Genomic DNA, 23,938 nt, shown 5'->3' on the forward strand with positions numbered 1-23,938 from the left:
GCCCCACCCCCACGCAGCCCGCCATCGCCCCGCCCTCCAAATTTGCTATTAATTTTATAGCTTCCAGCGCTTTATGAATAAGCGCCAGGAGCCTAAATGGCACTGAATATGGGCACAAGCCGCCTGAATTTTTTCTACCAATTTGTAACAGCCTTTGCATGATGGGAACGCCTCGTTCGGCATACCAGTGAAGCGAATTTTTTCCATCCCACCGAACCGAGGAAGCTCCATGTCCCGCACCCGAATGAACGGCGGCCACGCCGCCCACCCCCACTTTGCCCTGCACCCCATGGCCCGCGCGGCCCGCATTGCGGCACTGAGTGCTGCCGCGCTGCTCACGCCCCTGGCTTATGCGCAGGGCACTGCCACCTCGGCAGAAGCCACGGGCGTGCCGGCCGCTGCCAAGGCGTTTGCGATTGAAGCAGGCCCCCTGGCCCAGGTGCTGGCGCAATACGCCCACGCCGCAGGTGTGACCCTGGCCTTTGATGCTGCGCAGCTGGGCGGCGCCCGCTCTGGCGGCCTGCAGGGCAGCTATGGCGTGGACGCGGGCTTTGCCAAGGCGCTGGAAGGCACCGGCTGGCGCGCCGTGCGCGAAGGCAACGGCGCCTACGTGCTGCGCGGCACCGCAGCCCCCACCCAAAAGGCGGCGCTGGCAGAGGTGGTGGTGTCCGAAGAAGCCGAGGCCATTGGCGGCCTGCAAAAGACCTACTCGGGCGGCCAGTTTGCGCGCGGGGGCGACCTGGGCATTTTGGGCAAGACCGATTTGATGAACGTGCCCTTCAGCACCACCAACTACACGGCCGAGCTGATTGAAAACCAGCAAGGCCTGACGGTGTCGGACGTGGTGATGAGCGACGCCTCGGTGCGCACACTGCAGGCCCGGGGCGGCTATGGCGATGACTTTCAGATCCGTGGCTTTGCCGTATCGCCCCGCGACATCAGCATGAATGGCCTGTTTGGCCTGACGCCCTCCACCCGCATCCCGCTGGAGATGATCGAACGCGTGGAAGTGCTCAAGGGCCCTGGTTCGCTCACCAACGGCATCGGCCCCAGCGGCAGCGTGGGCGGCAGCATCAACGTGGTGACCAAGCGCGCGAGCGACGTGCCGCTGACGCGCCTGACCACCACCTACATGGGCAAGGCCCAGCTGGGCACCCACCTGGACGTAGGTCGCCGCTTTGGCGAAGACAACCAGTGGGGCGTGCGCGCCAACGGTGTGTGGCGCAATGGCGAGGGCAACATCGACGGCGGCCGCCAGCGCCTGGGGCTGGGCTCGCTGGGGGTGGACTACGCAGGCGCGGGCCTGCGCTGGTCGCTGGACGCGCTGACCAGCAGCGGCAAGACGACCGAGTTCCGCGCACAAAGCGCCTTCCTGGCGGGCATCACCCAGGTGCCTGCCGTGCCCGACAACCGCACCACGCTGTACCCCGGCACCGAGCTGACGGACAAGGCCAAGACCGTGATCTCGCGCCTGGAATACGACATCAACGACCGCACCACGGCTTATGGCGCCGTGGGCTACAGCGATGTGACGAGCAACCAGAACTTCCCCACCGCCATGCGTCGCATCGACGCGCTGGGCAACTTCACCGTGGCCAATGGCTATTACGACGAATACAACAAGACCACGTCGGCCGATGTAGGCCTGCGCACGCGCTTCAAAACGGGCGATGTGGGCCACACGCTGGTGGTGTCGGCCAACACCATGGCGCGTGAAAGCGGGTACTTTTATGGCCTGACCTCGGCCGCGGTGGCCTCCAACATCTACCACCCCGCACCGCTGCCCGCCATTGACTTCGCACGCGGTGCACCCAGCAAAACGGCCGATCTGTCGCAGTCCAGCATTGCGGTGGCCGACACCCTGGCGTTCTTCAACAACCGCTTTTTGGCCACGCTGGGCCTGCGCGACCAGACCATCCACCAAAAGAGCGTGAATGGCTCCACACCCTACAAGGCCAGCACGGTCACGCCACTGGTGGGGCTGGTGTTCAAGCCGCAAAAGAACATCTCGGTGTATGGCAACTACACGGCGGGCCTGGCTGCTGGGGGCATTGCGGGCGCCAGCACCGCCAACCAGGGCGAGGTGTTTGCACCGCAAAAGACCAAGCAATACGAAGTGGGCGTGAAGGCCGACTGGGGCAGCCTGACCACCCAGGCGGCCTTGTACCAAATCACCAAGCCCAATGCGTTGACCGACCCCACCACCAACATCTACAGCTACGGCGGCGAGCAGCGCAACCGGGGCCTGGAGCTGACGGCGTATGGCGAAATCCAGCGCGGCCTGCGGGCCATGGCCAGCGCCTCGTTCAACGATGCCAAGATGGCCAAAACCCAGGGCGGCGTGAACCAAGGCAAGGACGCCACCGGCGTGCCCGACCACACCTTCAACCTGGGCCTGGACTGGGACACCCCCTGGGTGCAGGGCCTGAGCCTGAACGGCCGGGTGATCAACACCTCGGCCATGTACTACGACGCCGCCAACACCCTGCGCATGCCCGCATGGACGCGCGTGGACATTGGCGCGCGCTACGCCACCAAGGTGGCAGGCAAGGCCGTGGTGTTCCGCGCCAATCTGGAGAACGTGGCCGACAAGGCCTACTGGGTGACGGCATCGGGCTACGTGACGGTGGGGGCGCCGCGCACTCTGATGCTGTCGGCCGCCATCGACTTCTAAGCCTGTAACGCAGGTCTGCGCGAGCGGCCTCCACCCATCCACCAGAAACAGCCGGTGGATGGGCAAAGGGCTCAACGCAAGCGCTAATGATGACGGTTCGCATGCAGAGTGACATACGGGGTTATGACCCGGAACCCGTTCCAGGCGCGCGATACTCGCCGCCTCAGAAGAACGGAATGCACCATGCAGGGAAACCCACAAGTCATCGAATATTTCAAAAACCTGCTGCGCGGCGAGCTGGCTGCGCGTGACCAGTATTTCATCCACTCGCGTATTTACGAAGACCAAGGCCTAGTGAAGATGTACACCCGCCTGGACCATGAAATGCAGGAAGAAACCCAGCACGCCGACGCGCTGCTGCGCCGCATCCTCTTTTTGGGCGGCATGCCTGACATGCGCCCCAACCCCTTCACCCCCGGCACCACGGTGGTGGAGATGCTGCAAAAAGACCTGGCCGTGGAATACGAAGTGCGCGATGCCCTGCAAAAAGGCATGCAGCTGTGCGAGAGCGTGCGCGACTACGTGAGCCGCGACCTGCTGCTGGCCCAACTGCGCGACACCGAGGAAGACCACGCCTACTGGCTGGAAAAGCAATTGGGCCTGATCGAAAAAATGGGCTTGCCGAACTACCTGCAAAGCCAGTCGCAGCCTGCCGCCTGAATGGCCTGAGCAAAGGGGGCACCCGGCCCCATCCGCAGGTTTTGGTCAAATCAGGCTCTAGCGCAATCCAAACAAGCGCAACCAGCTATTAAATAAATAGCAAAACCATAAAAAAGCCAGGGCAATCGCATCTAAACCCTGATGCCCAGGACATGTGCCAGATAGCCCACATCCCAGCCAGCGCGCTTGCGCTTTGCCTGCACACCCACCTTCACCGACGTGTCACTCTTGAGCAACTGCAGCGCCATGCGCCGCAGCAGCGTCTGGTTGTGCGGTCCCTGGTCTTTATAGGACTGCGCCGCATCCTCGCGCATCGCCACATCCAGACTCCAGTGCAACTGGTTCTCCACCGCCCAGTGCGAACGGATACTGTGCGCCAGCACCCGTGCAGGCGTGTGCACTGGCAAGCTGCTCAGGTAGTAGCTGACTTCTTCGCTAGCCTCGCCTCCCGTTTGTTGGCGCTGGCGCGTGACTTGCACCACGCTGGCCAGCCCCGGCCAGTGCACTGCCGCTCGCTGCAATGCCTCGGGCACGGGGCTGAGCCGGTAGCTGCGCAGCTCCTGGCGCCCATGGCCGCTTGAGCGCTCGGTGTAGGTGTTCTCATCGGGCGGCTCTTGGCTCGCCTGCACTTCAAAGTGCTTTTGAACCACTGCGTGCATGTGCCGCTGGTTGCCTTTGAGGGACAGAACATAAGCCGCACCATGCTCGTGAAGCTGCTGGGCGATGCTCTTTTGGCAGCCGATGGCATCGATGGTGACGATGCAGCCTTTGAGGTGCAGCAGCCTGAGCAACTCGGGGATGGCGGTGATCTCGTTGCTCTTGCCATCAACCTTGCACTGGCCCAGTAGCAATCCCATGTCTGCAGCCCAGGCGCTGACCATGTGCAGTGGCCTGCGAGCCTCCCCTTTGCTGCTGCCGCGCACGCTTTTGCCGTCAATCGCCACTGTGCCGTATACCCGGCCCGCCACTTGGGCCAGCCACTGTTGGCAGGCCAGCTCTAGTTGCTTGGCGTCAAGCAGGCGAAACACTCGCGCGAAGGTGTCGTGCGAGGCAATGCCTGAGGGCAGCGGAACGAAACGAATGAACCAGTCGTGGTGCAACTCGCCGAACTCGGCTACTTCCACCCAGTTGTCTGCGCCTGCGATGGTTGCGCACAGCGCTATGGCCAGGATGGATTGGAGTTCATGGCGACGCGTGCGCTCTAGGCGCGGGTCGGGGATGACTTGCAGGTGCTGCAGCAGGGTCACGGGAGCGTTGGTTGGGTGATCACACGCTGCAGTTTCGCCGCAAATAGCTGCATCTATTTAGATGCGATTGCCCTGATAAAAAAGCCGCCATGCATTACTGCCTGGCGGCTTTTTTTCTGGGCCACCCGTTCAACCAAAGCGCCACCTGGGTGCCGCAGCACGGGTGGCGATGGCCAGCGCGGATCGACCTTTCAGTCGCCCCAATCAATCGTCGAGCAAAGACAGATCGCGCACCGCGCCCTTGTCGGCCGACATGACCAGCTTGGCATAGGCCTTGAGCGCCGCAGACACCTTGCGGGGGCGGGGCTGCGCGGGCTTCCAGCCCTTGGCGTCCTGCTCCACGCGGCGCTGGGCCAGTTCTTCGTCAGACACCAGCACGTTGATGCTGCGGTTGGGGATGTCGATGCGGATGCGGTCACCGTTCTTCACCAAGCCAATGGCGCCACCGGCTGCCGCTTCGGGCGAAGCGTGGCCAATGGACAGGCCCGAGGTGCCACCCGAGAAGCGGCCATCGGTCAACAGCGCACAGGCTTTGCCCAGGCCCTTGGACTTGATGTACGACGTGGGGTACAGCATCTCTTGCATGCCAGGGCCGCCCTTGGGGCCTTCGTAGCGCACGATGACGACATCACCCGCCTTGACCTTGTCGGCCAGGATGTTGGCCACGGCTTCGTCCTGCGACTCGACCACATGGGCGGGGCCTTCAAACACCAGCAGGCTGTCGTCCACGCCTGCGGTCTTGACCACGCAGCCGTTCAGGGCAATGTTGCCGACCAGCACGGCCAAGCCGCCTTCTTTGCTGAAGGCATGCTCGATCGAGCGGATGCAGCCCTCAGAGCGGTCTGTGTCCAGGCTGGGCCAGCGTGCGGCTTGGCTGAATGCGACTTGCGTAGGAATGCCGCCAGGGCCAGCCATGTAGAAGGTCTTGACCGTGTCGGACGGGTTGCGGGCAATGTCCCACTGGTCCAACGCGTCTTTCATGGTCTTGCTGTGCACGGTGGGCACGTCGGTGTGCAAACGGCCTGCGCGGTCCAACTCGCCCAAAATACCCATGATGCCGCCCGCGCGGTGGACGTCTTCAATGTGGTACTTGTTGGTGTTCGGCGCGACCTTGCACAGCTGCGGCACGATCTTGGACATGCGGTCAATGTCGGCCATCGTGAAGTCGATTTCGGCCTCTTGCGCAATGGCGAGAATGTGCAGGATGGTATTGGTGGAGCCGCCCATGGCGATATCCAATGCAATCGCATTTTCAAACGCCTTGAAGCCCATGGAGCGCGGCAGGATGCTGCTGTCGTCTTCTTCGTAGTAGCGCTTGCACAGCTCCACCACCAGGTGCCCGGCGCGCTTGAACAGTTGCTCGCGGTCGGCATGCGTGGCCACCACCGTGCCATTGCCGGGCAGGGACAAGCCCAAGGCTTCGGTCAGGCAGTTCATGGAGTTGGCGGTGAACATGCCAGAGCAGGAACCGCAGGTGGGGCACGCAGAGCGCTCTACCTCGGCCACATCGGCGTCGCTGACCTTGTCGTCGGCGGCCATCACCATGGCATCGATCAAATCGAGCTTCTTGAACTCGATCTTCTGGGTCGTGGGGTTGAGCAACTTGACCTTGCCAGCCTCCATCGGGCCGCCCGAGACGAACACCACCGGAATATTCAACCGCATGGCGGCCATCAGCATACCGGGGGTGATCTTGTCGCAGTTGGAGATGCACACCATGGCATCGGCGCAGTGCGCGTTGACCATGTATTCCACCGAATCCGCAATGATGTCGCGGCTGGGCAGCGAGTACAGCATGCCGTCGTGGCCCATCGCAATGCCATCGTCCACGGCGATGGTGTTGAACTCTTTGGCCACACCGCCCGCTGCCTCGATCTCCCGCGCCACCAGCTGGCCCAGGTCCTTGAGGTGGACGTGGCCGGGCACAAACTGCGTGAACGAGTTGACCACCGCAATGATCGGCTTGCTGAAGTCGTCGTCCTTCATGCCGGTGGCACGCCACAGCGAGCGGGCACCAGCCATGTTGCGACCAGCGGTGGAGGTTTTGGAGCGGTAAGCGGGCATCGTGATGTCGGTTGAAGTGTTGGTAGAAGGAAGCCGAAGCCAGGAGGCGGCGGGCGAATTATCCTCCAGCACAACCAACAGCACCGGCGGCAGGGGCGATCGCTAACCCTGAGCCTTTGGGTGTTTCAGGCGCAGGGGCTGAGCGAGCCAGCCCCTGCCCTTGTCGGATTACCTGGGCTTGCGCGGACGCATGCCCAAGGCTTCTTTGTTTTTATTGATGCGCTCTTTCTTGCGCTCGTCCATTTTTTCCATGGCTTTGCGCTTGGTGTAGCCTGTGGCATCGGCCCACCACCACCACGCGGCAGTAGCGCCGAAAGAGCCCACAATCACCCACCAGGACCAGGTGGCTACGGGCCCGATCTCCAGATACTTGAGTAACAGCAGCAGCAGCGAAACGCCTAAAAGATACATAGCAAGCTCCCCCAAAAGATGCGATTTGCGTTCCTTGACCGAGGACAAATTTTGGTCAACCCACGTCACTACAATCGCGTTGAAAGAACTGTAACCCAACCACAGGAAAACCCACCATGAAACGTGCCCTGATCACCATCGCCATGACGCTTGCCGTTGCAGCCCCCGCCATGGCCGACCAAGCCCTGGCCACTTCCAAGAACTGCATGGCCTGCCATGCTGTCGACAAGAAGCTGGTGGGTCCTTCCTACAAAGATGTCGCTGCCAAGTACGCTGGCCAAAAAGACGCTGTAGACAAGCTGGCCGCCAAGATCATCAAGGGTGGCTCTGGCGTGTGGGGCCCCGTGCCCATGCCTGCTAATGCCCAAGTCAATGAAGCAGAAGCCAAGAAGCTGGCTGCCTGGGTTCTGACGCTGAAGTAAGCCCCGTGGGGCTTGCCCCACGCAGCAAAAAGCCGCACACCGTCAAGGTTGTGCGGCTTTTTGCTTTGCAGGCCGTGCGCTTTTGGCCTGCGCCCGCTTACTCCGTCGCGCCTGGCCCGCCAACCAAGCGCTGCTCCAGTTGTCCCACGTAGGCCGCAGTGGTGTTGTCCGACTCTTGCGCACGCGCAGCCAGGCGGGTTTCCAGGCTGTCGAGCCGTGCCATCACAGTGGTGTGCCCTTGTGCGTGCTGGTTTTCTAAAAACGCACGCAACTCGGTAAACCGAGAGGCTTCCGCCTTGTCTGCCAGTTCGCGCTGCGCTTGCATCTCTTTGGTGTGGCGGCGTGTCTCCAGCAATACCGAGCCCTGAAGCGACAGCACGTACGCCACCAGCAGCACACCCAGCAACGAGGTCAGCCCCAGCATGAGCAAGCCCAGCGGGGCATCGAAAGTGGCCAACCCCACAGACACAGCAGAAACGACCGAGAGAGCCTCCCAGTTGAGCGCAGCCAGACTGGTAATGGCCACGATGATGAAGAGCAGCACGGTAGAAAGCATTTTCACGGTAAGTCCTTTCAATGCGAGAAGTGTGCCTGCCGCCCCCGGTGGGCATGACAAGCCATGGCGCATGGTTGCACGCCGCCCGGCACAGAGGGGCAAAGCGCTTTCGCATGATTTTTGCCAATGCGAAGACTGGATTTGCGACTACTTGCGCGGATGACTCCACGCTGGCGGGCGGGCTCTATCGCGGCATCCTACCGTGCCCGCGGGCAGGTCTTGGCAAAGCAATGTATCTGCCAAGGGCATAAAAAAAGCGCCTCATGCTCAGGCGCTTTTTAAGGGTGTGCCCCAACGGTCAGTTGGTCTGCGACCGTTGGTCCAGGAAGGCCGGGTTCTGAGGCCACGTCATATCGCCTGCGCGATATGCGTGTGCCCCAACACCGCAAGCGCTGCGGCGCTCTTCTTGATCAATTGGCCTTGCGGCTTCGATCAAGGGGGCGGCGGGTGAGATACCAAGGTTTTGTGGCCACATCACATCGCTGCGCGATATGAGTGTCCCCAAACCCCGCAAGCGCTCCGCGCTGGCGCCGCTCCACGGCGCCTCCTCGATCAATTGGCCTTGGCCAATTGATCGAGGATTGCGGGGTTTTCCAGCGTGCTGGTGTCCTGGGTGATCGCCTCGCCCTTGGCGATGCTGCGCAGCAAGCGGCGCATGATCTTGCCGCTGCGGGTCTTGGGCAGGTTGTCGCCAAAGCGGATGTCCTTGGGCTTGGCAATGGGGCCGATTTCCTTGGCCACCCAGTTGCGCAGTTCGTTGGCAATCTGCTTGGCTTCTTCGCCGGTGGGGCGCGAGCGCTTGAGCACCACGAAGGCGCAGATGGCCTCTCCGGTCACGTCGTCGGGGCGGCCCACCACGGCGGCCTCGGCCACCAGGTCGGTCTTGGCCACCAAGGCCGATTCGATCTCCATCGTGCCCATGCGGTGGCCCGACACGTTGAGCACGTCGTCGATGCGGCCAGTGATGCGGAAGTAGCCGCGGTCAGCACTGCGCACCGCGCCATCGCCCGCCAAGTAGTAGCCCTTGAGTTCTTCGGGGAAGTAGCTCTTCTTGAAACGCTCGGGGTCGTTCCAGATGGTGCGGATCATGCTGGGCCAGGGGCGCTTGATGACCAGGATGCCACCAGCACCATTGGGCACATCGTTGCCCATTTCGTCCACGATGGCGGCCGTGATGCCAGGCAGGGGCAGCGTGCAGCTACCGGGCACCAGTGGCGTGGCGCCAGGCAGCGGGGTGATGACGTGGCCACCCGTTTCGGTCTGCCAGAAGGTGTCCACGATGGGGCAACGCTCGCCGCCCACGTTCTTGTGGTACCACATCCAGGCTTCGGGGTTGATGGGCTCGCCCACGCTGCCCAGGATGCGCAGGCTCGACAGATCAGAGCGCGCGGGGTGCACAGCCTCGTCGGCTTCCGCCGCCTTGATGAGCGAGCGGATGGCGGTGGGGGCAGTGTAGAAGATCGTGCACTTGTGGCGCTCGATCATCTGCCAGAAGCGGCCCGCGTTCGGGAAGGTGGGAATGCCTTCAAAGATGATCTGCGTGGCGCCTGCCGCCAGCGGGCCATAGGCGACGTAGGTGTGGCCTGTGATCCAGCCGATGTCGGCCGTGCACCAGAACACGTCGTCCGCGCGCAGGTCAAACGTCCAGTCCATGGTCATCTTGGCCCACAGCAGGTAGCCGCCGGTGCTGTGCTGCACGCCCTTGGGCTTGCCGGTGGAGCCACTGGTGTAGAGGATGAACAGCGGGTGCTCTGCCCCCACAGCCACGGGGGCGCATTCGGTGCTTTGGCCCGCCAGTGCTTCGGCAAAGGTCTTGTCGCGCCCCGCCACCATGTTGCAGGCCGTGGCCGTGCGCTGGTACACGAACACATTGCGGATGGTGTCGCAGCCGCCCATGGACAGGGCTTCGTCAATGATGGATTTGAGAGGCAGCTCCTTGCCGCCGCGCATCTGGTAGTTGGCAGTGATCACGGCCACAGCACCGGCATCGATGATGCGCTCATGCACGGCCTTGGCGCTGAAGCCGCCAAACACCACGCTGTGCGTAGCGCCGATGCGGGCACAGGCCTGCATGGCGATCACGCCCTCAATGGTCATGGGCATGTAGATCAGCAAGCGGTCACCCTTGGCCACGCCGTGGGCCTTGAGCGCGTTGGCGAACTGGCTCACGCGGGCCAGCAGCTCTTTGTAGGTGATCTTGGTGACGGTGCCGTCATCGGCTTCGAAGACGATGGCCGTCTTGTTTTCCGTGGGCGTGCCGATGTGCTTGTCCAGGCAGTTGGCGCTGGCGTTCAGCTCGCCATCGTCAAACCAGCGGAAGAACGGGGCGTTGGACTCGTCCAGCGTGCGGGTGAAGGGCTTTGACCATTGCACGTTGGCACGTGCCTGCTTGGCCCAGAAGCCTTCGAAATCGGTTTCGGCCTCTTTGCACAGTGCCTCATAACCGGCCATGCCGGAAATGCGCGCCGCCTTGACGATCACGTCGGACGGTGGAAACACGCGGTTTTCAACCAACACAGACTCGATCGCGGATGTTGTTGCACTCATGGTGTTGTCTCCTGGGTCATTGGAATAGGAATTGGCAGCTACTGTCTTCTGCCGCACTTACATGCTACTGACTCGCCGGGGCCTATCCGGCTTGGGGTTAGCCCTTGGTTGTGAAGGCTGTCACGGCTCGCCCCTAGAATCGCGCGTTTTCCCGTCGCCCCTTTTTCTATTACCTATCGCAGGCACGCATGTCCCATCCCAAGCCCAAAACCAGCGCTCCGCTGCGCCCCCTGCCCTCGCTCATTTTCGCCAGCCGCTGGCTGCAACTGCCGCTGTACCTGGGGCTGATTCTGGCGCAAGCGGTGTATGTCTTTCACTTCTGGGTGGAGCTGGTCCACTTGGTAGAAGCCGCCTTCGGCAACAAAGCGGCCCTGCAGCAGCTGGTTACCAGCATTGGCTACAAGAGTGACTTTGAGGTCATGGCACTCAACGAGACCATCATCATGCTGGTGGTACTGGCATTGATTGACGTGGTGATGATCTCCAACCTGCTCATCATGGTGATTGTGGGTGGCTACGAGACTTTTGTATCCCGCCTGCACCTGGAAGAGCACCCAGACCAGCCTGAATGGCTGAGCCACGTGAACGCCTCCGTGCTCAAGGTGAAGCTGGCCACTGCGATCATCGGCATCAGCTCCATTCACCTGCTCAAAACCTTCATCAATGCGGCCAACTACGACCTCAAGGTGCTGATGTGGCAGACCATCATCCATGTGGTCTTCTTGCTGAGCGCCCTGGCGATTGCGCTGACCGACCGGCTGATGTCCCACCCCAGCGACTCCCACTGAGCCGCCAGCCCCCCCGCCGCCGCGCAAGCCCAGCGCCCGGCAGGGCGATGGAGTGCACTGCGCACCGCGTAGCGGCATCAGACCATGCTGCGCGGCACCACCCAGGCATCAAACTCCTGAGCCGTCACATGGCCAGAGGCCAGCGCGGCCTCTCGCAAACTGATCCCCTCTTTGTGCGCCGCCTTGGCAATGGCGGCGGCCTTGTCGTAACCGATGTGGGGGTTGAGCGCGGTCACCAGCATCAGCGATTGCTCGACCAGCGCTTCAATCCGGTCATGGTTGGGCTCAATGCCCGAGGCGCAGTGCTTGTCAAAACTGACCATGCCGTCTGCCAGCAGGCGAACACTCTGCAAAAAGTTGTGGATCACCATGGGGCGGAACACGTTGAGCTCGAAATTGCCCGAGGCCCCGCCCACCCCAACCGCCACATCGTTGCCCATGACCTGGGCGCACAGCATGGTCATGGCTTCGCACTGGGTCGGGTTGACCTTGCCCGGCATGATGGACGAACCCGGCTCGTTTTCCGGGATGGTGATCTCGCCCAGCCCGCTGCGCGGACCACTGGCCAGCCAACGCACGTCGTTGGCAATCTTCATCAGGCTGGCCGCAAGCCCCTTGAGCGCACCATGGGCATGCACCAAGGCATCGCAGCTGGCCAGGGCTTCGAACTTGTTCGGGGCCGTCACCAGGTTCAACCCGGTCAGGTCGGCCAGCTCTTTGGCCACCGCCTGGGCATAGCCCGCAGGCGCATTCAAACCCGTGCCCACGGCCGTGCCGCCCAAGGCCAGCTCACACAAATGGGGCATGGCGGCGCGAACATGGTGCTCGGAATGCTCCAGCTGCGCCACCCAGCCCGAGACTTCTTGCCCCAAAGTCAGCGGGGTTGCATCCTGCAAGTGCGTGCGGCCAATTTTCACGATGTCCGCAAACGCCTCGGCCTTGGCGGCCAACGTCATGCGCAACGCATGCAGGGCCGGCAGCAGTTTGTGGGTCAGTGCATCCACAGCCGCCAGGTGCATGGCGGTAGGAAAGACATCGTTGCTCGACTGGCTCTTGTTCACATCGTCGTTGGGGTGCACCAGCCGCCCCTCCCCACGCGGGCCGCTGAGCAACTCACTCGCCCGGTTGGCCAGCACCTCATTCATGTTCATGTTCGTCTGGGTGCCCGACCCGGTTTGCCACACCACAAGAGGAAACTCCTCTTCATGCGCACCGGCCATCACTTCATCGCACGCGGCCACGATGGCCGTGGTGCGGGTGGCATCCAGCAAACCCAGGCTGTGGTTCACATACGCACTGGCACGCTTGACCTGGGCCAGTGCCCGGATGAGCTCGGGGGCCATGCGCTCGCCCGAGATGGCAAAGTGCTGCAAAGAGCGTTGGGTTTGCGCCCCCCACAACCGCCGCGCAGGCACGTCGATGGGGCCAAATGTGTCGCGCTCTGTGCGGTAGGCCGATGCTTTGCCGTTTTGCAGTGTCATGTGCGTGATCCTGGCTTACAAGTAAAGGACGGCACCCAGCATAACCAGTCCATTGCATGGCGCACAAGCCCGTGCCTCAAAGCGGGCACGCAAGCCGCCAGATAACCCTGACAGAACCACGCAAGCCCGCAGAGGGATAATCGAAGGCTGTCGATTTCATCCCCACAAACTTCCCGCCATGACCACGACATCCATTCGCCAAGAAGACCTGATCGAATCCATTGCCGGCGCACTGCAGTACATCAGCTACTACCACCCCACCGACTACATCGCCCACCTGGCCCGCGCTTACGAGCGCGAGAAGAGCCCGGCGGCCAAGGATGCGATCGCCCAGATCCTCACCAACAGCAAGATGAGCGCCACTGGCCAGCGCCCCATCTGCCAAGACACCGGCATCGTCAACGTGTTCCTGAAAGTGGGCATGGACGTGCGCTGGGAAGGCTTCACGGGCAGCCTGGACGACGCCATCAACGAAGGCGTGCGCCGGGGCTACAACCACCCCGACAACACCCTGCGTGCCTCGGTCGTGGCCGACCCGCAGTTCGCCCGCAAGAACACCAAGGACAACACCCCTGCCGTGATCTTCACCGAGATCGTGCCCGGCAACACTGTGGACATCACCGTGGCAGCCAAGGGCGGCGGCTCGGAGAACAAGTCCAAGATGTACATGCTCAACCCCGGCGACAACGTGGTGGACTGGGTGCTCAAGACCGTGCCCACCATGGGCGCTGGCTGGTGCCCGCCCGGCATGCTGGGCATCGGCATTGGCGGTACGGCCGAAAAGGCCGTGCTCATGGCCAAGGAAAGCCTGATGGACGACCTGGACATGTACGAACTGCAAGCCAAGGCCGAAGCCGCCAAGACCGGCGGCCCCGCGCTCGACAAGGTTGAAGAGCTGCGCCTGGAGCTGTTTGAAAAGGTCAACGCCCTGGGCATTGGCGCGCAAGGCCTGGGCGGCCTGACCACGGTGCTGGACGTCAAGATCAAGATGTACCCCACGCACGCAGCCAGCAAGCCGATTGCGATGATCCCCAACTGCGCCGCCACACGCCACGCACACTTCGTGATGGACGGCTCGGGCCCCGTGTACCTCACACCCCCCAGCCTGGACTTGTGGCCCAACGTGAACTGGGCGCCTGACTACAACAAGAGTAAGAAGGTCAACCTGGACACACTGACCAAGGAAGAAGTGGCCAGCTGGAAGCCCGGTGACACGCTGCTGCTCAACGGCAAGATGCTGACCGGTCGCGATGCTGCGCACAAGCGCATCCAGGACATGCTGGCCAAGGGCGAGAAGCTGCCCGTGGACTTCACCAACCGCATCATCTACTACGTGGGCCCCGTGGACCCGGTGAAGAACGAGGCCGTGGGCCCCGCAGGCCCCACCACCGCCACGCGCATGGACGGCTTCACCGAGATGATGCTGGCCCAGACCGGCCTGATCGCCATGGTGGGCAAGGCCGAGCGCGGCCCGGTCGCCATCGAGGCCATCAAGAAGCACCAGAGCGCCTACCTCATGGCCGTGGGCGGCGCCGCCTACTTGGTCAGCAAGGCCATCAAGACCGCCAAGGTCGTGGGCTTTGCCGACCTGGGCATGGAAGCCATCTATGAATTTGACGTGGTGGACATGCCCGTGACCGTGGCCGTGGATGCCGGCGGCACCAGTGCCCACATCACGGGCCCAGCCGAATGGCAAAAGCGCATCGCCTCGGGCGAGTTCAAAGGCATTGAAGTAGCCGCCGCCTGATGCTTGGGGTCACCACCGGGGCACGGCTGTACTGCGAGCCCTGAGCACGCCCCCACAAAACCGCCTTCGGGCGGTTTTTTCACATCCCTTCGACGGACTCGTGGGCTGCAAGCCGCGCACCAGCACAGCAGCCCCGCCTTTCCTACAATTCACGGCTTGTCTAACTGCCAGAGCTTGATTCCACGATGCCGCAGTCCTCTTCCCCCATCGGTGTATTTGACAGCGGCGTCGGCGGGCTGAGCGTGCTGCGCATGCTGTTGGCAACCATGCCCAACGAGCGGTTCGTGTACCTGGCCGACAGCGCCAACGCCCCCTATGGCGAGCGAGGCGATGCATTTGTGGCGGCACGCACCCATGCCATCACCCAATATTTGCGCGAAAAACACGATATCAAAGCACTGGTGGTGGCCTGCAATACCGCCACTGCAGCGGCCATTCATGAAGTGCGCAGCAGCCACCCTGATCTTCCCCTCGTCGGTCTGGAGCCCGCCATCAAGCCAGCACTGGCAGTCACCAAGACGGGGCATGTGGGAGTGATCGGCACGCGAGGTACGCTCAGCAGCGCCAAGTTCGGAAAGCTGATGGCCTCACTGGCAGATCAGGCCCACTTTGTAGTACAACCCTGCGACGGCTTAGCGCACGCTGTCGAGCGCAGTGTGACACTGCCACCGACCACGGCCAGCAATGCCGTCAACAGTACGGAAACTGGTGCACTTTGCGAGCGCTATGTGAATGCCATGGGCCCGTTTGGTACAGCAGCCGGGCAGATGGACACCCTGGTGCTGGGCTGCACCCACTACATTTTTGTGGAGCACGAGTTGCGCGCACTAGTGGGGCCCGATGTCCGATTCATCGAGACCGGTGAGCCGGTGGCGCGCCAGACACGGCGCCTGCTGGAGGCAGCAGGCTTGCTGCGCCAAACAAAGCCACCAAACGACAGTGGCGAACCACAAGCCCCCACAGATGCAGCCCCACCGGTACAACTACTGACCACAGGCCCCGTGAGCATGCTGGAAGCCGCCGCCCAGCGTTGGCTCCAACTCCCGGCACGTTGCTGTAGTACCGTATCAGTTCCCTGATTTGTGATCAAAAATGGGGGTAGCGCTTGAAATACAAGCGCAAGAAGCTATCAAATTAATAGCAAAACAACCGACCCCGAGCAGAATTCACGCGGACTCAGCACCCCACAACCGTGTGCCCGTGCTCTCCACGTGCGTGAGGTACAAGCGCAGATCAAACTCGTACTGGTGGTATTGCGGCTCCATGTGAGCGCACAGCTGGTAAAAAGCCTTGTCGTGCCCTTTTTCACGCAGGTGGGCCAACTCATGGACCACGATCATGCGTAAAAACTCGTCCGGTGCCTGCTTGAACATCGACGCGATACGGATCTCATGCTTGGCAGCCAGCTTGCTGCCCTGTACGCGCGACACCGCCGTGTGCAAGCCCAGGGCGTGACGCACGACGTGAATCTTGTTGTCAAAGAGAACCTTGTTGACCGTGCCTGCGTTGCGTAGATAACGGGACTTGAGCTCTTGCACATAGTCGTACAAAGCCTTGTCACTGCGCACCGAGTGCGCCTGCGGATACTTGCGCTGCAATACCGGCCCCAATTGCCCTTGGGCCAACAGCTCACGCGCCTGGCCTTGGAGCGCAGCAGGGTAAGACCGCAGGTAGGGCAAATCAGGGATCATTGGAAATATGGCGACCACAGGGCCGCTGAAGGGCACGTTGCAAGCCAACCATTTGTTCGCATGCAGCCATCGGCCGACAAAGGGCTGCGGGAGGAAGCAGAACAGCCCCCACCCGGGTAAGACTCAGTGCAAATGGCGTGGGCGACGGCCACCACCGCCGCCGTGGCCGCTGCCAGAGCCACCAGGGCCCCGAGGGGGCTTGCCAATTTCAAGCGAATTGACCAGCGCATCGAAACGCTGGGTGAACAACTTATCGATCTCTGCCACCACGCCGCCAAGCTCAGCGCCGTCAAAGTGGCGTTCCATCATGTTCACCACATCTTGCACCAGCAGATCACGCTGCACCTGCATGATGGCTGCTGGAGTCGGCCCCACAAACAGCATCACGAAGTCATCGCGCGACTCGGCACCGTCTTGGCCTTCGTCTTCTTCAAACTCAGCATCGTAGAAGGTCACCTCCAAGGCGGCCCCCATCTCGCAGAGCTCGTTCAGGCTCATGCACATCTCGTCCAAAGTCTGGCGAAAGTCGTCATCGCCCCGCACCGTCCAGCAGATTTGCAGAAGATGCTCCTGGGCATCGAATTTGATGCCAGGCTCCTCTTCGTAAGCACTTGCGGCGCCGTCGGCCAAAGACCGAGCGCCGGCATATTTCCACAATGGTTTCAAGGCATCTTGGAGCTGGTCAAAACTGGCATCAGCACGCAGCTGCACCTGCCCGTGGACATGGATTTCGAAGGGAGCGTTGTAACTTGACATGATTGAATCGTAATGGTGCCCCGAGCCGGGGTCGAACCGGCACGCCCCTTTTCAGGAAAGCGGCGGATTTTAAGTCCGCAGTGTCTACCAATTTCACCATCGGGGCGCCAGCTACCGTATGCGCGATTGCATGGCAGCGTAACCCGGACGTCACCGCTAAGCAACGCCCCATCGAACAAGAGCAACGCAGCGACTACAAAACCAGCGCTGCCACGCTGCACCAAGAAAAAAGGGAAGCCTAAGCTTCCCTTTTAAATTTGGAGCGGGAAAAGAGTCTCGAACTCTCGACCTCAACCTTGGCAAGGTTGCGCTCTACCAACTGAGCTATTCCCGCATTTTGCCTTCAACACAACAGTGCATCAGCAAGACTAAAATTATAACACAAAATTTTTGATCAACACAAGAAAATCAAAAACTTTCCAACCGTCTAAAACAAGCTTTTGCTTATTTCAGCAAGTCAGCTGCATCCTGGAGGCGCGGTCCGGAGTCGAACCGGACTAACCGGATTTGCAATCCGGGGCATAACCGCTTTGCTACCGCGCCAGAAACTACTGCCTTGGCAAAAAAGGGAAGCTTTTGCTTCCCTTTTTTGGAAATTGGAGCGGGAAAAGAGTCTCGAACTCTCGACCTCAACCTTGGCAAGGTTGCGCTCTACCAACTGAGCTATTCCCGCATTTACCGAAGCCTTACATTCTACAACGTTTGCTGCGATGGAATGAATTGTAGCGCATTTTTTGGCTGTTTTTGAAAAAATGTTCAGTGCTTCAAAGAATCACTGCCAACCGCCGCAGTGCCCTTGTCTGCCGATACGGGGACCACAGCCGCTTCTTCATCCGTCAGCGGTACAGGCTTGCGCTCCAAGGCCACTTCAAGCACCTTGTCGATCCATTTAACCGGCACGATCTCCAGCCCGCTTTTCACGTTGTCTGGAATCTCCTGGAGATCTTTCACGTTTTCTTCAGGAATCAGCACGGTCTTGATGCCCCCGCGCAATGCCGCCAGCAACTTTTCCTTGAGTCCACCGATGGCCGTGACTTCACCGCGCAGCGTGATCTCACCGGTCATGGCGACATCTCCGCGCACGGGGATCCCGGTCAAGGCAGACACAAAAGCAGTGGTCATGGCAGCCCCCGCGCTAGGGCCATCCTTTGGCGTCGCACCGTCAGGCACGTGGATATGGATGTCGCGCTTGTCGAACATCTCGTCCTTGATGCCCAGCAATTTGGCTCGGCTACGCACTACGGTGCGCGCAGCTTCCACGGACTCTTTCATCACATCACCCAGCGACCCAGTGCGTGTGATCACACCTTTGCCTGGCATCGTCGCCGCTTCAATGGTGAGCAAATCACCACCGACCTCGGTCCACGCCAAACCAACGACCTGCCCCACCTGGTTTTGTAGCTCAGCACGTCCGTAGCTGTACTTGCGCACGCCCAGAAAATCCGGAAGGTTGTCCTCGCTCACTACCACCTGGGGCGTGAGCTTTTTGAGTTGCAGGCCTTTGACCACCTTGCGGCAAATCTTGGACAGCTCACGCTCCAAGGAGCGCACACCGGCCTCCCGGGTGTAGTAGCGCACCATGTCGCGCACAGCAGACTCGGTAATCAACAACTCTTCGTCCTTGACGCCGTTGTTCTTGAGCTGCTTGGGCAGCAGGTACTTCATTGCAATGTTGGTCTTTTCGTCCTCGGTGTACCCCGACAAACGAATGACCTCCATGCGATCGAGCAACGCTGGCGGGATGTTCATCGAGTTGGACGTAGCGACAAACATGACGTCGCTCAGATCGAAATCGACCTCCACATAGTGATCGCCAAAGGTATGGTTTTGCTCAGGGTCCAGCACCTCCAACAGCGCGCTGGAGGGATCGCCACGGAAGTCGGTCCCCAGCTTGTCGATTTCGTCCAGCAGGAACAATGGGTTGCGCGTTCCCACCTTCGAAAGGCTCTGAAGCACCTTGCCGGGCAGCGCGCCGATGTACGTGCGGCGGTGCCCACGAATTTCGGCCTCGTCACGCATGCCGCCCAGGGCCATACGGACGTATTTACGCCCCGTGGCCTTGGCAATCGACTGGCCCAACGAGGTCTTGCCCACACCCGGTGGCCCCACCAGGCAAAGGATGGGGGCCTTCACCTTGTCCACACGCTGCTGCACTGCAAGATATTCAAGAATGCGGTCCTTGACCTTGTCCAGGCCAAAGTGGTCTTCGTTCAAAACACCTTCGGCATTGAGCAGATCGTGCTTGATCTTGGTCTTTTTGGCCCATGGCAGCGCAGTCAACACATCAATGTAATTGCGCACCACCGTCGCCTCAGCCGACATGGGCGACATCAGTTTGAGCTTCTTGAGTTCCGCATCGGCTTTTTTGCGAGCCTCGGCAGACATCTTGGCGAGCTTGATCTTCTTCTCAATCTCTTCAATGTCGGCGCCATCATCACCCTCGCCCAGTTCTTTCTGGATGGCTTTGACTTGCTCGTTGAGATAAAAATCGCGCTGGTTCTTTTCCATCTGGCGCTTCACGCGCCCACGGATTTTTTTGTCGACATTCAGAATGTCGACTTCGCGGTCCAGCTGCTCAAACAGGTTTTCCAGCCGTGACTTCACATCCGACAAGTCCAGGACTACCTGCTTGTTTTCCAACTTCAGCGGCAAGTGCGCAGCGATGGTGTCTGCCAGACGACCTGGGTCATCGATACTGGCAATGGAGGTGAGGATTTCCGGAGGAATCTTCTTGTTCAGTTTGACGTACTGGTCAAACTGCTGCATCACTGCACGGCGCAAAGCCTCAATTTCACTGGGCTTGCTCGCCTCGGCCACGGCTTCGACCGGGGTCACGGTGGCAGTGAAGTGGGTGTCCGCGTCTTCAATCGAAGCGACCAAAGCACGCTGCTGGCCTTCCACCAGCACCTTGACAGTGCCATCAGGCAATTTGAGCATCTGCAAGATCGTTGAGACACAGCCGACATCAAACATGTCAGAGGCGGAAGGCTCATCTTTGGCTGCCGCTTTTTGCGCGACCAGCATGATGCGGCGCTCGGCCTCCATGGCCAGCTCCAGCGCCTTGATGCTCTTGGGGCGCCCCACAAACAAGGGGATCACCATGTGAGGGAAGACCACCACGTCGCGCAACGGCAACAGCGGCAGTTCAATGGGTGTGGCGGGAAGGGGGGTATGTCCGGACATGGAAATCCTCAGTTAACTCTGTGGAAGATGATCCACATTTGGGGATTTTCAACCCTTGTGCGCAGCCGCGCTGGCACAAGGGTTGTGATCGTTGAAGGGGCGACCAATGGGCGACCCGTACCGGGCATTTCAGGCCTTCTTGGCCGCTTCGCGGTAAACGAGCAGCGGTGGCTTGTTTTCTTCAATCGTGGATTCGTCCACGACCACCTTTTCAACATTGCTCGCATTGGGCAAATCGAACATGGTGCCAATCAGCGACTGCTCCAGGATGGAGCGCAGGCCACGAGCACCGGTCTTGCGTGCCAATGCCTTGCGGGCAATCGCCTTGAGCGCTGCAGGGCGAATCTCCAGATCAACGCCCTCCATGCCCAGCAGCTTGCTGTATTGCTTGACCAACGCATTCTTGGGTTCGGTCAGGATCTGAACCAGCGCATCTTCGCTGAGCTCAGCCAGCGCAGTGACCACGGGCATACGCCCCACCAGCTCAGGGATGATCCCGAACTTGATCAAATCTTCGGGCTCGATCTCTTGGAAGACATCGGTGAGCGAGCGCTGTTTTTTGCTGCGCACCGCAGCACCAAAACCGATACCCGAAGCCTCGGTGCGATTTTCAATGACCTTTTCAAGGCCAGCGAACGCACCGCCACAGATGAACAAGATGTTGGTGGTATCGATTTGCAGGAAATCCTGGTTCGGATGCTTGCGCCCCCCCTGCGGCGGCACACTGGCCATCGTGCCTTCAATCAACTTAAGAAGCGCCTGTTGAACACCCTCACCCGACACATCACGGGTGATAGAAGGGTTGTCAGACTTGCGGGAGATCTTGTCAATTTCGTCGATGTACACGATGCCGCGCTGGGCACGCTCTACGTCATAGTTGCAGCTCTGCAGCAGCTTTTGGACAATGTTCTCAACGTCTTCGCCCACATAGCCAGCCTCTGTCAACGTGGTGGCATCGGCCATCACAAAAGGCACGTCCAGCATGCGTGCAAGGGTTTGGGCCAGCAAAGTCTTGCCTGAGCCGGTGGGGCCAATCAACAAGATATTGCTCTTGGACAGCTCCACATCGTCTTTGAGAGCCTTGTCCTTGTGACGCAAACGTTTGTAGTGGTTATAGACCGCCACCGCCAAGGTGCGTTTGGCAAAGTCCTGACCAATCACGTAGTTGTCCAGATTGGTCTTGATCTCGATGGGCGTCGGCAGATCGCTGCGAGCCTCTTTGGACAGCTCGCCCACAGGCAGCTCATCACGAATGATCTCATTGCACAGGTCAATGCACTCGTCACAGATAAAGACCGACGGACCAGCGATCAGCTTTTTGACTTCGTGCTGGCTTTTACCGCAGAAGGAGCAGTAAAGGGTTTTTTCGCTGGAAGAGCCTTTTTTCTCGGCCATGGGGCAACGCCTTGTTACGGAAAGTTGTCAGGATGATAACCAAATAAAAACGGCGTCTTCCCCGAGGGAAAACGCCGCCCAGTGTCCTACCGGGTTCAGGCGCGCTTGCTGATCACCTGATCGACCAGACCGTATTCCTTGGCCTCATCGGCCGACAGGAAATAGTCGCGCTCTGTATCGCGCTGAATCTTCTCAAGCGACTGGCCCGTACGCTCTGCCAGGATGCTGTTGAGCTGCTCGCGGGTCTTGAGAATCTCACGGGCGTGGATTTCAATTTCTGTTGCCTGCCCTTGCATGCCACCCAGCGGCTGGTGGATCATGACCTTGGAATTGGGCAACGCAAAACGCTTGCCCTTGGCGCCAGCAGCCAGCAAGAAGGCCCCCATACTGGCCGCCATGCCTGTGCACAGTGTCGACACATCGGGCTTGATGAAGTTCATGGTGTCAAAAATCGCCATACCGGCGCTCACAGAGCCGCCTGGCGAGTTGATGTAGAACGAGATGTCCTTGTCAGGATTTTCGCTCTCAAGGAACAGCAACTGGGCCACCACCAAATTGGCGGTCTGGTCATTCACCGGCCCCACCAGGAAGATCACGCGCTCCTTGAGCAGGCGAGAGTAAATGTCATAGGACCGCTCACCGCGGCCAGACTGCTCGATGACCATAGGGACCATACCCAGGCCTTGTGTTTCCAATGCGCTCATGTTTTCTCCAGTCAAGCAGGTACTGTACCCAGAAATGAATTGGGGCCTGTGCACGAAAGCACAAGCCCCTTGGTTCGCATTACCGCCGCCTCACCCACAGGGCAAATGGCGGTATGGGCTTTAGCCCTGGCCCATCAGTTCATCGAACGATACGGCCTTGTCCACAACCTTGGCCTTGCCCAGAACGAAATCGGTCACGTTGTTTTCGATAACAACGGCTTCGACTTCTGCCAGGCGCTGACGGTCACCGAAGTACCAGCGCACCACATCTTCGGGCTTCTCGTAGCTGGCAGCCAGCTCGTCAATGTGGGCCTTCAGTTGCTCGGGCTTTGCATGCAGTTCGTTGGCACGCACCAGCTCGGCCACCACCAGACCCAGGCGCACGCGGCGCTCGGCTTGGGGGCGGAACACGTCTTCAGGGATTTCAGCCTTGTCAGCGTCCTTGATGCCACGTTGCTTCAGCTCAGCGCGGGCGCCTTCCAGCAGGCGGCCGATTTCGGCTTGCACGCTGGCGTTGGGCAGATCCAGTTCGGCCTTTGCCACCAGAGCATCCATCACGGCTTGCTTGTTGCGGGCCAGCAGACGGAACTTGACTTCACGCTCCAGGTTCTTCTTGATGTCGGCGCGCAGACCGTCCACGGAACCGTCAGCGATACCCAGGGACTTGGCCAGGGCGTCGTTCACTTCTGGCAAGTGGGCGGCTTCGATCTTCTTGACGGTGACGAGGAAGTCTGCAGTCTTGCCTGCGACATCCTTGCCGTGGTAGTCGGCGGGGAATGCCAGGGGAAAAGTCTTGCTTTCGCCAGACTTCATGCCGCGCACTGCGTCTTCGAATTCCTTGAGCATCTGGCCTTCGCCGACCAGGAACTGGAAGTCTTCGGCCTTGCCTCCGTCAAAGGGCTCGCCGTCGATCTTGCCTTCGAAGTCCACAGTCACGCGGTCGCTGTCTTGGGCAGCTGCGTCCAGGGCGCGCTGTGCGAAGCTGCGACGCTGCTTGCGCAGGATGTCGATGGTCTTGTCGATGGCGGCATCGGTCACTTCGGCCGACAGCTTTTCGACTTCAGCGTCCGACAGGTCTGCAATCTTGACTTCTGGGAACACTTCGAAGATGGCGTCAAAAGTGACTTGGCCTTCTGGGGCGCCTTCTTTTTCAGTAATGCGGGGCTGGCCAGCCACACGCAGGTTGGCTTCGTTGGCTGCCACGGCAAAAGCCTCACCGACCTTGTCGTTGAGCACTTCGTACTGGACGGAGTAACCATAACGCTGAGCGACCACATTCATGGGCACCTTGCCGGGACGGAAGCCGTCCATCTTCACAGTGCGGGCCAGACGCTTCAGGCGCGTGTCAACTTCGGACTGGATCAGGGTGACGGGCACGCTCAGCGTGATCTTGCGCTCGAGCTTTTCAAGGGTTTCAACAGTAACGGCCATGGCTATTCCTCTTATGAATGTGGATCGTGCTGGCTGCAGCGCAGCAGCGCCGTGTTCCGCAAAGTCTCACATGGATGGTGCGCGGGGGGGGACTCGAACCCCCACACCATTGCTGGCGTCAGGACCTAAACCTGGTGCGTCTACCAATTTCGCCACCCGCGCGGTTTAACAAACAAACAGG

18 protein-coding genes and 5 tRNA genes are annotated in these 23,938 nt (G+C 60.5%); 6 read left to right on the plus strand and 17 right to left on the minus strand.

Annotation, left to right across the window (positions count from 1 at the left end; genetic code table 11):
• Positions 1–229 precede the first annotated feature (229 nt).
• Positions 230–2,674 (plus strand): TonB-dependent receptor, encoded by a 2,445-nt coding sequence (locus CLU88_RS06390; protein WP_233205387.1) that lies wholly within the window; start codon positions 230–232, stop codon positions 2,672–2,674.
• Positions 2,675–2,857: 183 nt separating this feature from the next.
• Positions 2,858–3,334 carry a bacterioferritin gene (bfr, locus tag CLU88_RS06395; protein WP_099655877.1) on the plus strand — a complete coding sequence of 159 codons (477 nt, stop codon included), beginning with the start codon at positions 2,858–2,860 and terminating at the stop codon, positions 3,332–3,334.
• Positions 3,335–3,465: 131 nt separating this feature from the next.
• On the opposite strand, the gene CLU88_RS06400 is transcribed toward bfr, so the two are convergent.
• The 3 genes from CLU88_RS06400 to CLU88_RS06410 all read right to left on the minus strand — a co-directional run bounded on the left by CLU88_RS06400 (position 3,466) and on the right by CLU88_RS06410 (position 7,056).
• Positions 3,466–4,581 (minus strand): ISAs1 family transposase, encoded by a 1,116-nt coding sequence (locus CLU88_RS06400; protein ID WP_099655172.1) that lies wholly within the window; start codon positions 4,579–4,581, stop codon positions 3,466–3,468.
• A 204-nt stretch (positions 4,582–4,785) separates the two neighbouring features.
• On the minus strand, positions 4,786–6,645 hold the full coding sequence (ilvD, locus tag CLU88_RS06405) for a dihydroxy-acid dehydratase (protein WP_099655878.1): 1,860 nt from the start codon (positions 6,643–6,645) through the stop codon (positions 4,786–4,788).
• Positions 6,646–6,813: 168 nt separating this feature from the next.
• Positions 6,814–7,056 carry a TIGR04438 family Trp-rich protein gene (locus CLU88_RS06410; RefSeq protein ID WP_099655879.1) on the minus strand — a complete coding sequence of 81 codons (243 nt, stop codon included), beginning with the start codon at positions 7,054–7,056 and terminating at the stop codon, positions 6,814–6,816.
• Between the two features lie 116 nt (positions 7,057–7,172).
• Here CLU88_RS06410 and CLU88_RS06415 point away from each other — a divergent pair, with 116 nt between their 5' ends.
• On the plus strand, positions 7,173–7,478 hold the full coding sequence (locus CLU88_RS06415) for a c-type cytochrome (RefSeq protein ID WP_099655880.1): 306 nt from the start codon (positions 7,173–7,175) through the stop codon (positions 7,476–7,478).
• 97 nt (positions 7,479–7,575) lie between these two features.
• Here CLU88_RS06415 and CLU88_RS06420 read toward each other — a convergent pair whose 3' ends face one another.
• Together CLU88_RS06420 and acs are read right to left on the minus strand one after the other, a co-directional pair.
• Positions 7,576–8,034: a LapA family protein gene (locus tag CLU88_RS06420; RefSeq protein WP_369803875.1), complete on the minus strand. Its 459-nt coding sequence runs from the start codon at positions 8,032–8,034 to the stop codon at positions 7,576–7,578.
• Positions 8,035–8,586: 552 nt separating this feature from the next.
• Entirely contained in the window at positions 8,587–10,581 is a 1,995-nt protein-coding gene (acs, locus tag CLU88_RS06425) for an acetate--CoA ligase (protein WP_099655882.1), read from the minus strand.
• A 188-nt stretch (positions 10,582–10,769) separates the two neighbouring features.
• On the opposite strand from acs, the gene CLU88_RS06430 reads away from it, so the two are divergent.
• Positions 10,770–11,369, plus strand: a complete 600-nt coding sequence (locus CLU88_RS06430) for a TIGR00645 family protein (RefSeq protein WP_099655883.1) — start codon at positions 10,770–10,772, stop codon at positions 11,367–11,369.
• 77 nt (positions 11,370–11,446) lie between these two features.
• Here CLU88_RS06430 and fumC read toward each other — a convergent pair whose 3' ends face one another.
• The gene (fumC, locus tag CLU88_RS06435) at positions 11,447–12,850 is read right to left on the minus strand and encodes a class II fumarate hydratase (protein ID WP_099655884.1); all 1,404 of its coding nucleotides are present in this window, start codon (positions 12,848–12,850) and stop codon (positions 11,447–11,449) included.
• A gap of 178 nt (positions 12,851–13,028) precedes the next feature.
• On the opposite strand from fumC, the gene CLU88_RS06440 reads away from it, so the two are divergent.
• Both CLU88_RS06440 and murI read left to right on the plus strand, forming a co-directional pair.
• Complete coding sequence (locus CLU88_RS06440; RefSeq protein ID WP_099655885.1) at positions 13,029–14,597, plus strand: fumarate hydratase; 1,569 nt, start codon at positions 13,029–13,031, stop codon at positions 14,595–14,597.
• 185 nt (positions 14,598–14,782) lie between these two features.
• On the plus strand, positions 14,783–15,676 hold the full coding sequence (gene murI, locus CLU88_RS06445; protein WP_099655886.1) for a glutamate racemase: 894 nt from the start codon (positions 14,783–14,785) through the stop codon (positions 15,674–15,676).
• 87 nt (positions 15,677–15,763) lie between these two features.
• Here the strand turns inward: murI and CLU88_RS06450 are convergent, their stop codons facing one another.
• From CLU88_RS06450 to CLU88_RS06500, 11 genes are all read right to left on the minus strand, one after another.
• Positions 15,764–16,288, minus strand: coding sequence for a M48 family metallopeptidase (locus tag CLU88_RS06450; protein WP_099655887.1), 525 nt, complete (start codon positions 16,286–16,288; stop codon positions 15,764–15,766).
• A gap of 123 nt (positions 16,289–16,411) precedes the next feature.
• The gene (locus CLU88_RS06455; RefSeq protein ID WP_099655888.1) at positions 16,412–17,044 is read right to left on the minus strand and encodes a DUF6806 family protein; all 633 of its coding nucleotides are present in this window, start codon (positions 17,042–17,044) and stop codon (positions 16,412–16,414) included.
• 13 nt (positions 17,045–17,057) lie between these two features.
• A tRNA-Leu gene (locus CLU88_RS06460) sits at positions 17,058–17,150 on the minus strand.
• A gap of 152 nt (positions 17,151–17,302) precedes the next feature.
• Positions 17,303–17,378: transfer RNA gene (locus tag CLU88_RS06465), tRNA-Gly, on the minus strand.
• 135 nt (positions 17,379–17,513) lie between these two features.
• A tRNA-Cys gene (locus tag CLU88_RS06470) sits at positions 17,514–17,587 on the minus strand.
• A gap of 54 nt (positions 17,588–17,641) precedes the next feature.
• Positions 17,642–17,717 (minus strand) — tRNA-Gly (locus CLU88_RS06475).
• Positions 17,718–17,800: 83 nt separating this feature from the next.
• Entirely contained in the window at positions 17,801–20,227 is a 2,427-nt protein-coding gene (gene lon / locus CLU88_RS06480) for an endopeptidase La (RefSeq protein ID WP_099655889.1), read from the minus strand.
• A gap of 129 nt (positions 20,228–20,356) precedes the next feature.
• Entirely contained in the window at positions 20,357–21,622 is a 1,266-nt protein-coding gene (gene clpX / locus CLU88_RS06485) for an ATP-dependent Clp protease ATP-binding subunit ClpX (RefSeq protein ID WP_099655890.1), read from the minus strand.
• Between the two features lie 95 nt (positions 21,623–21,717).
• Positions 21,718–22,326, minus strand: a complete 609-nt coding sequence (gene clpP, locus CLU88_RS06490; RefSeq protein WP_099655891.1) for an ATP-dependent Clp endopeptidase proteolytic subunit ClpP — start codon at positions 22,324–22,326, stop codon at positions 21,718–21,720.
• A 120-nt stretch (positions 22,327–22,446) separates the two neighbouring features.
• Positions 22,447–23,757 (minus strand): trigger factor, encoded by a 1,311-nt coding sequence (gene tig, locus CLU88_RS06495; protein WP_099655892.1) that lies wholly within the window; start codon positions 23,755–23,757, stop codon positions 22,447–22,449.
• 75 nt (positions 23,758–23,832) lie between these two features.
• A tRNA-Leu gene (locus CLU88_RS06500) sits at positions 23,833–23,919 on the minus strand.
• Positions 23,920–23,938 lie beyond the last annotated feature (19 nt).

The sequence above is a fragment of the Acidovorax sp. 56 genome, from assembly GCF_002749705.1.
In the GTDB taxonomy this organism is placed as follows: Bacteria; Pseudomonadota; Gammaproteobacteria; order Burkholderiales; family Burkholderiaceae_C; genus Acidovorax.